Origin of the sequence: Luteococcus sp. H101 (assembly GCF_038433155.1) — a bacterium.
Lineage (GTDB): Bacteria > Actinomycetota > Actinomycetes > Propionibacteriales > Propionibacteriaceae > Luteococcus.
On sequence record NZ_JBCDMW010000021.1, the window covers coordinates 179074 to 191932 of the forward strand.

10 protein-coding genes and 1 pseudogene are annotated in these 12859 nt (G+C 68.0%); 8 read left to right on the forward strand and 3 right to left on the reverse strand.

Going from position 1 to position 12859, the window contains the following annotated elements; genetic code table 11:
• Window positions 1-281: 281 nt before the first annotated feature.
• The 6 genes from AAEX60_RS09020 (at window position 282) to leuA (ending at window position 6705) form a co-directional block, all read left to right on the forward strand.
• Window positions 282-1271, forward strand: a complete 990-nt coding sequence (locus tag AAEX60_RS09020; protein WP_342102837.1) for a PhoH family protein — start codon at window positions 282-284, stop codon at window positions 1269-1271.
• The gene (ybeY, locus tag AAEX60_RS09025) at window positions 1268-1726 is read left to right on the forward strand and encodes an rRNA maturation RNase YbeY (RefSeq protein ID WP_342102811.1); all 459 of its coding nucleotides are present in this window, start codon (window positions 1268-1270) and stop codon (window positions 1724-1726) included. The genes AAEX60_RS09020 and ybeY overlap by 4 nt, the downstream gene beginning before the upstream one ends.
• 71 nt (window positions 1727-1797) lie before the next feature.
• Window positions 1798-3108, forward strand: a complete 1311-nt coding sequence (locus AAEX60_RS09030) for a hemolysin family protein (RefSeq protein WP_342102814.1) — start codon at window positions 1798-1800, stop codon at window positions 3106-3108.
• 40 nt (window positions 3109-3148) lie between these two features.
• Window positions 3149-4135 (forward strand): GTPase Era, encoded by a 987-nt coding sequence (gene era / locus AAEX60_RS09035; RefSeq protein ID WP_342102838.1) that lies wholly within the window; start codon window positions 3149-3151, stop codon window positions 4133-4135.
• Window positions 4136-4189: 54 nt separating this feature from the next.
• Window positions 4190-4744, forward strand: coding sequence for a hypothetical protein (locus AAEX60_RS09040; RefSeq protein WP_342102815.1), 555 nt, complete (start codon window positions 4190-4192; stop codon window positions 4742-4744).
• Window positions 4745-4959: 215 nt separating this feature from the next.
• Window positions 4960-6705, forward strand: coding sequence for a 2-isopropylmalate synthase (leuA, locus tag AAEX60_RS09045; RefSeq protein WP_342102816.1), 1746 nt, complete (start codon window positions 4960-4962; stop codon window positions 6703-6705).
• A gap of 93 nt (window positions 6706-6798) precedes the next feature.
• On the opposite strand, the gene AAEX60_RS09050 is transcribed toward leuA, so the two are convergent.
• Window positions 6799-7536 carry an isoprenyl transferase gene (locus AAEX60_RS09050; protein ID WP_446721299.1) on the reverse strand — a complete coding sequence of 246 codons (738 nt, stop codon included), beginning with the start codon at window positions 7534-7536 and terminating at the stop codon, window positions 6799-6801.
• Between the two features lie 230 nt (window positions 7537-7766).
• Between AAEX60_RS09050 and AAEX60_RS09055 the strand changes: the two genes are divergently transcribed.
• Window positions 7767-8567 carry a LysM peptidoglycan-binding domain-containing protein gene (locus AAEX60_RS09055; RefSeq protein ID WP_342102818.1) on the forward strand — a complete coding sequence of 267 codons (801 nt, stop codon included), beginning with the start codon at window positions 7767-7769 and terminating at the stop codon, window positions 8565-8567.
• Window positions 8568-8638: 71 nt separating this feature from the next.
• On the opposite strand, the gene AAEX60_RS09060 is transcribed toward AAEX60_RS09055, so the two are convergent.
• Together AAEX60_RS09060 and AAEX60_RS09065 are read right to left on the reverse strand one after the other, a co-directional pair.
• Window positions 8639-10240, reverse strand: coding sequence for an FMN-binding glutamate synthase family protein (locus AAEX60_RS09060; RefSeq protein WP_342102819.1), 1602 nt, complete (start codon window positions 10238-10240; stop codon window positions 8639-8641).
• 103 nt (window positions 10241-10343) lie between these two features.
• The gene (locus AAEX60_RS09065) at window positions 10344-11693 is read right to left on the reverse strand and encodes a hypothetical protein (protein WP_342102820.1); all 1350 of its coding nucleotides are present in this window, start codon (window positions 11691-11693) and stop codon (window positions 10344-10346) included.
• Between the two features lie 82 nt (window positions 11694-11775).
• Between AAEX60_RS09065 and recO the strand changes: the two are divergent.
• A pseudogene (gene recO, locus AAEX60_RS09070) lies at window positions 11776-12513 on the forward strand (DNA repair protein RecO); the annotation flags it as partial.
• Window positions 12514-12859 lie beyond the last annotated feature (346 nt).

Below are 12859 nucleotides of genomic sequence, written 5' to 3' on the forward strand. Positions count from 1 at the left end.
GCTGTTGAGTCGTGTCATGGATGGGGTCATTCATGTCGGTCGGGGTTGCACGCTGGCTCGGGAAGTTGGGGATCGTCGGATCAACCACCCACGACGGGCGCGAACGGTCGGGGAATCTGGTTGCCGGGCGCTACGGGGCCTCGCCTAGACTTTGGGTGCCGTCGCCCGGCGGCACCAGCCTTGGAGGAATCCTGACCAGCCCCAACCTTGCCCCCCGTGACTCGCACGAGATCTCCCGGCAGAGCGCCACCCGTCGGCTCACCGTGCCCGCGTCCATCCCGATGATCAACGTGCTGGGCCCGCGCGACGAGTTCCTGCGCGTGCTGGAGGAGGAGCTGGACGCCGACATCCTGGTCCGGGGCAGCGAGGTGATGCTGACCGGCGCCGCCGCCGACATCCAGCTGGCCGCCGATGTGTTCACAGAGATGATCACCATTCTGCGCACCGGACAGGGCCTGACCAGGGAGACCGTCGAGCGGATCGTCGGGATGGAACTGTCCAGCGAGGACGTCAGCCCGGCCGAGGTGCTGACCCACAACATCCTGTCCAACCGCGGCAAGTCCATCCGCGCCAAGACGCTCAACCAGAAGCGCTATGTGGATGCGATCGACGCCAACACCATCACCTTCGGGATCGGGCCGGCCGGCACCGGCAAGACCTACCTGGCCGTCGCCAAGGCCGTGCAGGCGCTCAACGCTCAGCAGATCAACCGGATCATCCTCACCCGCCCGGCGATCGAGGCGGGGGAGCGGCTCGGCTTCCTGCCCGGCACCCTGAACGACAAGATCGACCCCTACCTGCGCCCGCTCTACGACGCGCTGCACGACATGATGGACGCCGCCGCGGTGCCGAAGCTGCTGACCGCCGGCACCATCGAGGTGGCGCCGCTGGCCTACATGCGCGGCCGCACCCTGAACGACGCCTTCATCATCCTGGACGAGGCGCAGAACACGTCGATGGAACAGATGAAGATGTTCCTCACCCGGCTGGGCTTCAACTCCAAGATCGTGGTGACCGGTGACATCACCCAGGTGGACCTGCCCAACGGCCAGCCTTCGGGCCTGCGTGGGGTGCAGCAGATCCTGGACGGGGTCAAGGACATCGCCTTCTGCAATCTGACCAGCCGCGACGTGGTGCGGCACAAGCTGGTGGGGCGGATCGTCGCTGCCTATGACCAGTACGAGAGCACCGACGCGGTGCAGCAGGCCTTTGACCGCCAGCCCAACCGGGCGGAGCGGCGGGCCCGGGAGCATGGAGGACACCAGCGATGATCGATCTGAACAACGAGTCCGGGCACAGTGCCGACGAGCAGGGCCTGATCCGGCTGGCCGGTTTTGCGCTGGAGCAGCTGCGGATCCATCCGCAGAGCGACCTGTCGATCCTGCTGGTGGACGAGCCCACCATGGAGAACTACCACCTGCGCTTCATGGACCTGCCCGGCCCCACCGACGTGCTCAGCTTCCCGATGGACGAGCTGCGCGCCCCCGAGGATGACGACGAGGACGCGCCGCAGGGCCTGCTGGGTGACATCGTGCTGTGCCCCGCCGTCACCGAACGGCAGGCCGCCGAGAACGGCCGTCGGCCCGACGAGGAGGCCGAATACCTGCTCATCCACGGCCTGCTGCACCTGCTGGGCCATGACCATGCCGAGCCGGAGGAGAAGGCCGTGATGTTCGGCCTGAACGACAAGATCATCGCCGCCTGGCAGGCGCACAAGGGCGCCTGAGAGGTGACCACGGGCAGGCTCGCGGTAGAATCGCGGGCATTCCCCGTGAGAGACGAGAGTGATCCGCCCCTGTGACCCAGAACAACTGGATCGAAATTGGTATTGCCCTGGCCTGCACCCTGCTGGCCTTCCTGCTGGCGATGGCCGAGGCCGCGCTGACCCAGATCAGCCGGGCCCGGGCCGAGAAGCTCGTCGAGGAGGAGCGCCCCGGCGCCGCCCGGCTGCAGACCATGGCGGAGGATCCGGCGCCCTATGTGAACTCCACCCTGCTGGTGCGCACCATCCTGGAGTTGGTGGCGGTGGTGCTGGTCTGCCAGCTCACCTTCGCCCACGTCCGGGGCACCGGGATGCGGCTGCTGGCCGCGGCCGGCCCGATGATCCTGGTCAGCTACATCCTGTGGGGGGTCGCGCCGCTGACCATCGGCCGGCAGCGCTCCGAGACCATCGCGCTGCGTTCCGGCGGTCCGGTCTCCCTGCTGACCACGCTGCTGGGCCCCCTGCCGCAGCTGATGATCCTGATCGGCAATGCCCTGACCCCCGGCCGCGGATTTGCCGACGGGCCGTTCAGCTCCGAGGCCGAGCTGCGTGACCTGGTGGACCAGGCCGAGGCCTCCGACGTGATCGACCAGGGCGAGAGCAAGATGATCCACTCCGTCTTCGAGCTGGGCGACACCATCGTCCGCGAGGTGATGGTGCCGCGTCCGGACATGGTCTTCATCCAGTCCGACAAGACGCTGCGGCAGGGCCTGTCGCTGGCGCTGCGCAGTGGCTTCAGCCGGATCCCCGTCGTGGGGGAGGGCCTGGACGACATCCTCGGCATGGTCTACCTGAAGGACATGGTCAAGCGCAGCTATGACAACCCGGAGGCGGAGAAGCACGAGACCGTCGGCCAGCTGATGCGCCCCGCGCACTTCTGCCCGGACTCCAAGCCGGCCAATGAGCTGATGCGGGAGATGCAGAAGGAACGCAACCACGTCGTGATCGTGGTCGACGAGTTCGGCGGCACCGCCGGCCTGTGCTCCATCGAGGACGTGCTGGAGGAGATCGTCGGGGAGATCGTCGACGAGTACGACGCGGAACCCACCCACACCGAAGAGATCGAGCCCGGCGTCTTCCGGATCTCCGCCCGGCTGCCGATCGACGAGCTGGGTGACCTGTTCGGCCTGGAGCTGGACGACGAGGACGTCAGCACCGTCGGTGGGATGATGGCCAAGCAGCTCAACGTGGTGCCCATCCCCGGCAGCGTCGTGGAGTGGGAGGGCCTGCGGATCGAGGCCGAGAAGGCGTCCGGCCGACGCCACCAGATCGACACCTGCCTGGTGCACCGGATCGAACCGAGCGACACCAGCACCGACGAGGACACCGAGGACGACCATGCCTGAGCCCATCGACCCCACCACCGGCAAGGCCGCCTCCGGCCGGATGCCCACCCTCGACGAGCTGATGAGCGACGACTTCGACCCGGAGACCGACATCGACTGGACCGGGGACAAGACCTTCCGGTCCGGCTTCGCCTGCTTCGTCGGCCGGCCCAATGCCGGCAAGTCCACCCTGACCAATGCCCTGGTGGGCTCCAAGATCGCCATCACCAGCTCCAAGCCGCAGACCACCCGGCACTCGATCCGCGGGATCGTGGACCGGCCCGACGCGCAGCTGGTGCTGATTGACACCCCCGGCCTGCACAAGCCGCGCACCCTGCTGGGCCAGCGGCTCAATGACCTGGTCCGGGAGACCTGGACGGAGGTGGACGTGATCGGCGTCTGCCTGCCGTCGAACCAGCCGATCGGCCCCGGCGACACCTTCCTGGTGACCGAGATTGCCAAGCTGCCCAAGAAGCCCCAGCTGGTGGCCCTGGCCACCAAGACCGACCTGGTCTCCGGCGACCGGCTGCGCCAGCACCTGCTGGACATCCAGGCGCTGGAGGACAAGCTGGGCATCCGCTGGGAACAGATCATCCCGTGCTCGGCGGTCAGCGGCGAGCAGACCGACGTGGTGGCCGACGAGCTGGTGAAGCTGCTGCCCTACGGCCCGGCCTTCTACCCCGACGGCGAGGTCACCGACGAGCCCACCGAGACCCTGGTCAAGGAACTGATCCGGGAAGCCGCGCTGGAGGGGGTGCGCGACGAGCTGCCGCACTCCATCACCGTCGAGATCGACGAGATGGGGCTGCGCGAGGGCCGCCCGGAGGACCGGCCGCTGCTGGACGTCTTCGCCTCCATGATCGTGGAGCGGGACTCCCAGAAGGGCATCATGATCGGCCACAAGGGGGAACACCTCAAGGAGGTGGGCACCCGCGCCCGCCAGCAGATCAGCGCGCTGCTGGGCACCCCGGTGCACCTGGACCTCAAGGTCAAGGTGCTCAAGGACTGGCAGCGCGACCCCAAGTACCTCAACCGGCTGGGCTTCTGAACTGGGCTTCCGCAAGCTCTCGCGCAGGGGGCGTGGCTGTGGCAGGATCGCGGCATGAGCCACGACGTCGTGACCGAGACCTTCCACAATTCCGGCGGCATCAAGACCGGCGCCATCGTGCGCCGGATCCAGCCCACCAGCCTGTCCACGCTGGTCTGCTTCACCCAATCCGACGGGCTGTACCACGTCGAGTGCCGGATTGAGCTGGACGACGAGAATCCCCGTCACTGGCGGCATTATGTCTGGCACGACGAGCAGCACTTCGTGGAGCGGGACCACGAGCCCAGCGACCCGGCCGACGCGGTGCCGAGCTTCGCGGAATACCTGCTGGTCCGCCACCTGCTTCAGACCGGTGACGCGGAGCTGCCCTTCACCCTGCTGGAGGAGCAGGGCGGCAGCCTGCACCCCGCCGTGCTGGTGCACGAGGGCGACGAGGTGGGGCTCTACGTCGACGAGCAGCTGACCAATCGACACCGGGTGGTGGGCGACGAGGTGATTGCCAGCGACTGGTCCGGCGCCGGGTCCCGCCTGGTGCATGACCTGGACGAGTTCTTCGACGGGCTGCCCGAGCCGGTGGCGGTGCGGGTGCGCAACTTCCTCAAGGGGTGACCCCCAGTCCGCAATCCGGACAGAAATCCCACGCGTCGGCAGGGGTTGTGGCTAGAGTGCCGTCCATGGCGTTGGTGAAGCACAGCCTGCCCCCGCGGGCGCGACTGCTCCTGATCTGCCGCAGCGAGGCCCGGTAGGACACCGGCCACGGCATCCTCGCTGCGGAGCCCTGTCACGCCATGGCACCCACCCTCCAAAGCCAGAGGAGCATTCGCATGACCACCCAGAACCAGTTCGGAACCCGCCCGCAGCAGGGCATCCCCGTCCAGCAGCCCAGCCCGATGCCGTTCGGCCGCTACACCGCCTTTGAGCCCGTCGACGTGCCGGACCGCACCTGGCCCACCCAGAAGATCACGCAGGCCCCGCGCTGGCTGTCCACCGACCTGCGTGACGGCAACCAGGCCCTGATCGACCCGATGACCCCAGCCCGCAAGCGCAAGATGTTCGACCTGCTGGTGAAGATGGGCTACAAGGAGATCGAGGTCGGCTTCCCGTCGGCCTCCCAGACGGACTTCGACTTCGTCCGTAGCCTGATCACCGACGACGCCATCCCCGATGACGTGCAGATCTCCGTGCTGACCCAGGCCCGGGAGGACCTGATCGAGCGGACCGCGCAGAGCCTGGTGGGCGCCAAGCGGGCCAACATCCACATGTACAACGCCACCGCGGAGCTCTTCCGTCGGGTGGTCTTCAAGGTGAGCGAGGCCGAGTGCATCGCCCTGGCCACCCGCGGCACCGAGATGGTGCTCAAGCACGCAGAGGCCAACCTGGGCGACGTGGAGTTCGGCTACCAGTACAGCCCGGAGATCTTCACCCAGACGCCCACCGACTTCGCCGTGGAGGTCTGCAATGCGGTGGCCGACGTGTGGCAGCCCAGCGAGGGCCGCGAGATCATCTTCAACCTGCCCGCGACGGTGGAGATGAGCACCCCCAACACCTACGCCGACCAGATCGAGTACTTCGGACGCAACATCCGCAACCGGGAGCACGTCGCCATCAGTCTGCACCCGCACAATGACCGCGGCACCGCCGTCGCGGCCACCGAGCTGGGCATGATGGCCGGCGCGGACCGGGTGGAGGGCTGCCTGTTCGGCCACGGCGAGCGCACTGGCAATGTTGACCTGGTCACCCTGGGCCTGAACCTGTTCAGCCAGGGGATCGACCCGCAGATCGACTTCGGCAACATCGACGAGATCCGCCGCACCGTGGAGTACTGCACCGGCCTGCCGGTGCACCCGCGCCACCCCTACGCCGGTGACCTGGTCTACACCGCCTTCTCCGGCAGCCACCAGGACGCCATCAAGAAGGGGCTGGAGTACCTGGAGAAGGCCGCCCAGGAGCTGGGCAAGAACATCCACGAGATCGCCTGGGAGGCTCCCTACCTGCCGATCGATCCGCACGACGTCGGCCGCAGCTACGAGGCCGTGATCCGGGTCAACAGCCAGTCCGGCAAGGGCGGCATGGCCTACCTGATGAAGACCGACCACAAGCTGGACCTGCCGCGCCGGCTCCAGATGGAGTTCAGCCGGGTGGTGCAGCAGCACACCGACACGGAAGGTGGCGAGGTGAACTCGGCGCAGCTGTGGGAGATCTTCTCCGCGGAGTACCTGCTGCGTGACCAGCCGCTGAAGCTGGGGGAGACCTCCACCGCCAGCCAGGCCGGGGTGCACACCATCACCGCGCAGGTCACCTGGCAGGGCAAGGAACAGACCATCACCGGTGAGGGCAATGGCCCGGTCTCGGCCTTCGTCGACGCGCTGGGCAACCTGGGTATCGACCTGCGGGTGCTGGACTACACCGAGCACGCGCTGACCGCGGGTGGCGACGCCCAGGCCGCCGCCTACGTCGAGTGCGAGGTGGGTTCCGAGGACGACGCCCACATCGTCTGGGGCGTCGGAATTGACCCCGACATCATGACCGCCTCCCTGCAGGGCGTCGTGAGTGCCGTGAACCGCATGTGACAAGGCCTCGACAGGCTCGGCCGCCGTGGTGGGGTCCACCGCGGCGGCCGTTGTCGTTGTGGTGGGGTCGCGGCCGTCGTCCTGGACTCGTGATCAGCCCTGCTGCGCGGTGACCTCGTTCGGGATGGCGCCACCGAAGCGGCGGTCCCGGTTCACGTACAGCTCGACGGCCTGCCACAGGTCCCGACGGTCGAAGTCCGGCCACAACTGGTCCAGGAAGACCATCTCCGCATAGGCCGACTGCCACAGCAGGAAATTGCTGGTGCGCTGCTCGCCCGACGAGCGGACGAACAGGTCCACCGGCGGGATCTCCGGGCAGTACAGGTGCTGGCTGATGGTGCGTTCGGTGATCCGGTCGGGGTCCAGCTTGCCGTCGCGGGCCAGCCGGGCGATCTCCCGCACCCCGTCGGCAATCTCGGCCTGGCCACCGTAGTTGCAACAGAACTGCAGCGTCAGGGTGGTGTTGTCCTTGCTCTGCTCCTCGGCCGCCTTGAGCTCCTTGATCACGCTCTTCCACAGCCGCGGCACCCGGCCGGCCCAGCGCACCCGCACGCCCAGTTCGTCGAAATTGTCCCGACGCCGGTGGATCACGTCCCGGTTGAAGCCCATCAGCCAGCGCACCTCGTCGGGGGAGCGCTTCCAGTTCTCCGTGCTGAAGGCATAGGCGGACAGGTAGGGGATCCCCAGCTCGATGGCGCCCTCGATCACGTCGAACAGGCTGGCCTCACCGCGGGCATGGCCGTCGGTGCGCTTCAGCCCGCGCTGCTTGGCCCAGCGGCCATTGCCGTCCATCACGATGGCGACGTGCTGGGGCAGTGCCTTGCGCTCGATCTGTGGCGGCCTGGCACCCGACGGGTGCGGCGAGGGGCTGCGCTTGACGGGGAACTTGGATGTGGTGGGCACCCACTGAGCCTAGCGCCGTGGCTGCCCGCCCGAGAGGATCCGGCAGCGAGGGTCCAGTCTGAGAAGAGCCTGAGGTGCGGCCCGGGATGATTCTCAGGAAAGGGCTAGTGTTTCCCTCGGCCGTGCACGTCGGGTGCCGGTTTCGATCTGGAGGATCCATGAAGAAGTACACCAAGCTGGCCATGCCGTTGCTGGCCGGCGTGGCCACCGCGCCGCTGGTGGGCCTGGCCGGCGCCGACGTCGCCCACGCCGGTGGCTCCGAGCGGGTCATCACCGCCTACACCACCGGCTACACGTGGTTCGACAACACCCCCGTGGGCTCCGCCGAGATCGCCCACCCGGTGATCCACTCGTCGGCCGGCGGCACCGGGACCTACCAGAACCCGATCACCCTGGCGACGGCCACCGGGCGCTTCCCGGCCGGCACCCGCTTCTACGTGCCGAACATGCGCCGCTACTTCATTGCCGAGGACATCGGCGGCAACCAGATGCACAATCCTCCGGCGGGCGCCTCGGCGTGGCTGGACCTGTGGATCGACGGCCAGGGCGGCAGCGCCAGCGGTGCCAACCGGTGCGCGATGGCCATCACCGGCAACCACAAGGTGATCGTCAATCCCCGCCCCGGCTACGCCGTGCAGGCCGGCCGGGTCTACACCGGCACCTGCCACGGGAACTTCGGCGAGCGCGTGGTGGGCGGCTCGGTGACCAGCTCCGTGAAGGCCACGAAGCCCGCCACCAAGGCCAAGACCGTCAAGGCCAAGACCACCAAGGCCAAGACGGTGAAGAGCCCGGCCGGGCGGGCCAGCGCGCACGGCAGCCATGTGGTTCGCTCGGGCGACACCCTGTCCAAGATCGCCCGCAAGCACGGCACCACCTGGCAGAAGCTGTACCAGCTGAACCGCGGCACCCTGCACAACCCGAACATGCTCAAGGTGGGCCAGCGCCTGGTTCTTGGCTGAGTTCCTGACGCCAGACGCGCCGACGGGGCGGCCCCACACCGGGGCCGCCCCGTCGTGCCGTACCGGCAGTCCTATCCCGACGCCTCGGTGTGGGCGGAGTTGTCGACGGCCTCGTGCTGGACCACCTCGTCGGTGCCGGGCTGCTCGTCCTGTGCCCGCATGATCCGGGTGATCTCGTCGCGGATCTGCTCGCCGGGCATGCCCCAGCCCTCCCGGTAGCCGTAGATCTCGGCCAGGCCCTGGTGCCCGGTGGTGCCGTGCAGGATGTCGACGTCGTGCGGGCCCAGCAGCGCCGGGTGGTCGACGCCGGCCGCCTCGGAGACCTTCAGCAGGTCCCGCCGCAGGGTCTGGACATAGCGGGCCAGGCGTTCTGCCTTGCCCTGCGGCTCCAGGCCGTGTGCCAACCACTTGTTCTGGGTGGCGACGCCGGTGGGGCACTCGTCGGTGTGGCACTTCTGGGCCTGGATGCAGCCGATGGCCAGCATGGCCTCCCGGGCGACGTGCACCATGTCCGCGCCCAGGGCGAAGGCGACGATCGCGTTGTCCGGCAGGCCCAGCTTGCCGGAGCCGATCCACACCACGCGGTCGGTCAGTCCCCGCTCGGCGAAGATCCGGTAGACCTCGGTGAAACCCACCCGGAAGGGGTAGGCGACGCTGTCGGAGAAGACCAGCGGTGCCGCGCCGGTGCCGCCCTCACCGCCGTCGATGGTGATGAAGTCCACCCCGCGGGTGCCGTCGGCCATCTTCTCGGCCAGTTCCCGCCAGAAGTCCAGGTCACCGACGGCGGACTTGATGCCCACCGGCAGGCCCGTCCGCTCGGCCACGCGCTCCACGAAGTCCAGCAGCTCGTCGATGCTGCGGAAGGCGGTGTGCCGCGACGGGCTCACCACATCCTTGCCCTCCTGGACGCCACGGATCCGGGCGATCTCCGCGTTCACCTTGGCGCCGGGCAGGTGACCGCCCAGGCCGGGCTTGGCGCCCTGGCTGAGCTTGATCTCGATGCAGCGCACCGGGGCGGACTCCACGACGCCCACCAGCTTCTCCAGGTCGAAATTGCCCTCGGCGTCGCGGCAGCCGAAGTAGCCGGTGCCGATCTGCAGCATCAGGTCACCGCCCTGACGGTGGTGGTCGGACAGGCCGCCCTCGCCGGTGTTGTGCATGAAGCGCGCCAGCCTGGCGCCCTTGTTGATGGCCTGGATGGCCTGCGGGCTGAGCGAACCGAAGCTCATCGCGGAGACGTTGACCACCGAGTTGGGGCGGAAGGCCTTGCGTCGCCCGCGGGGGCCGCCCATCACCTTGGCGCAGGGCACCGGGCGGCTCGGGTCCAGGTGCAGCGGGGAGGCGGGCACGACGTCGGCGAAGGTGCGGTGCTTGACGATGGGGTAGGAGGAGTTCTCGACGTCGTTGTCCGTGCCGAAGCCGAAGTAGTTGTTCTGCCCCTTGGAGGAGGCGTAGACCCAGCGACGCTGGTCCCGGCTGAACGGGCGCTCCTCGTCATTGCCGGTGACGATGTACTGGCGAAGCTCCGGCCCGATCGCCTCCAACCCGTAGCGAGCGCGGGCAATGATCGGGAAGTTGCGTCGGAGCGCATGCTTGGTCTGGATCATGTCCTGGGCGGCGAGCGCCGCCAGGGTGGCGGCGGCTGCTCCTGCTGCGGTCTTCTTGAGGCTCATGTGACGATCCTCACCCGGGACGTTGGATCAAGACCAGAGCTGTTCGCCGTCGGCATGATGACCAACAGGTGACGGCTCAGCCCTGTCGGTCACCTGCGATTCATCAGTCGGGCGCGATGGTGAACAACAGGTAGTCCTCCATGGCCTTGAGTTCCGCGGTGCCGTGTGAGTGGTACCACGCGGCCCAGCCGTCCTCCTCCTCGTGGGCGGGGGTCCAGGCCTGTTCGAACCAACCCTTTACCCGCTCGAAGTCCTCGGGCCCCGTCTGGCCGGGGTCGAAGGCCACGCGCAGGTGGTTGAACCGGGACTCGTCGTCGGCGTTGCCCTCCAGTGCCCATTGGAAGGCGCCCAGGGGGTTGGGGAGGACAACGTCGTTCCCCTCGTTGCGGTCCATCGGGTCGATCTGGCTGTCCGTCGGCATCCGAAGGAGGCGGGCGAGGGCGTCGATGTTCTCGACGGTGAAGTCGTACTCGCCGTCGAGGATCCTGCTGGCCGTTTCCACCGCGGCCTGCACCTCGGGCGTCGCCTCGGCGGGCTGGGTGAACAGCTCATCCGAGACTTGCTCGGCCGGCTGCTGCGACGGGGGTTCCAGGCGCATCCGCACCCACTCATCCTCCAAGAACATGTGAACAGTCCAGTCGTTGATCAGCCAGACCCGCTCGTCGCCGTGATCGTCGAGGCATTCACCATAGGTCTCCTCCAGGACACAGACCAGCTCGTCGAAGAGCGAATCGAGGTCGCGTTCTGGCCAGTCCTCGGCGATGAAGGGGTTGAGGGAGAGCATCTCGAATCGCGCGTCCGAGAGGTCGGAGCGGATGGCTGAGACCACGAAGGGGGCCTCGCGACGGTCGAATTCCACCAGCACCGGCATCTCCGGCACCAGACACACCGGTTCGACCGCGTTCAGCAGGCGGCACAGCCGCCAGGTCTCGGGCTCGCTGGCCAGCAGCTCACGCAGGGCAATGGTGACGGTGTCGATGATCTCGATGCAGCCGTCGGTGATCTGCTCACTGGTGGGAGGGGCGGTCTGCTGGTGACGGAAGTTCTCGGCGACAACGCTCAGCGAGAGCGAGCCCAGGCTCTGCACCAGTTCGAAGTCATGCCCGGTGGGCATCCGCCACACCCGACGGCAATTGCACGGCACATAGCGCACCGTGCCCACCGGATTCCCGAACTGCTCGGTGGCCGCGGCATCTGCGGCGGCGAAGGCCTGGTCCAGGTCCGCGTCGGTGATCAGGGTGCCGAAACCCTGCACGGTGCCGTCCTCGGCCTTGAAGGCGAACCGCTCGCCGTCGGGAAACTCCACGCCCTTGACGCGCAAGCGGCCCAGCGGTGACGCGCCAACACGCTTGGCCAGCTGCTTCACCGAAGCCACCCGCCAGTCGAAGGGGGGCTCGGACAGTTGGTGGAGACGACGGATGGTCTGGTCCAGCTGCGGCAATGGATTGGACATGCGTCCAGCGTAGGGATGGCGCGGGTCACCACTGGTGGCTGCGCGGGGGCATGGGGCGTGGGGCTCGTGACAGAATCCATGGGTGCCTACCTACCGTGATGAAGCCGTCGTGCTGCGCACCCACAAGCTGGGTGAGGCGGACCGGATCATCACCATGTTGTCCCGGCAGAACGGGAAGGTGCGGGCCGTGGCTCGCGGGGTGCGGCGCACGTCGTCCAAGTTCGGCGGCCGGTTGGAGCCGTTCAGTCATGTGGACGTGCAGTTCGCCACCGGGCGTGCCCTGGACGTCGTTGCCCAGGTCGAGAGTCTGCACGCCTTCGGCGAGCCGCTGCTGGCCGACTACGACGCCTACTGCTGCGGGCAGGTGATGTTGGAGACCGCAGACCGGCTGGTGGCCGAGGAGCGCGAACCGGCGTTGCAGCAGTACCGGCTGCTGGTCGGGGCCCTGCGGGTGTTGGGGGAGGGCACCACCGACGGACCGCGACCCGCGACCATGGTGCTGGACTCCTACCTGTTGCGTGCGCTGGCGGTGGCCGGCTATGCGCCCGCGCTGGAGGCCTGCGCCCGGTGCGGCACCGACGGGCCGCACCAGTTCTTCAACCCCTCGGCCGGCGGAATGGTGTGCGTGGACTGTCGCCCGCCCGGCTCCGCCCGGCCACGGCCCGAGACCATCGGCTACCTGCAGGCCCTGCTGACCGGCAGCTGGGAACAGACCCGCGACGTGGAGAGTCCCCGCCAGCGGGAGGGCAGTGGACTGATCCAGGCCTTCGTCCAGTGGCACCTCGAGCGCGGGTTGCGCTCGATGCCCTATGTGGAAAGACACACCACGGACAGGAGTTTGCAGGGCCAGCGCAATGAGGCGGGGCACCGCGCGGGAGGGCACAACGAGGAGCGGCGGAAATCCTCAGGCCCGGCGCCCCGTCAGTTCTGAGTGGTTCGAAGGCACGGGTCCGCAGCCACTGGTCAGGGGTCACTGCTGCGACAAGCGCTCCTTCGGCTTGTGGGCCACTGGCAAAGCACTCCCTCTGGGACATCGCCTGGGACTGCCCCGGGTTTGGTTGACACTGACATCTCAGGTCCGTGAGGGCCTGGTGAGAGGATGTATGTCATGCCCAAGCCCCATCCCCAGGAGTTCCGCGACGACGTGATCGCGATCGCCCGCAAGG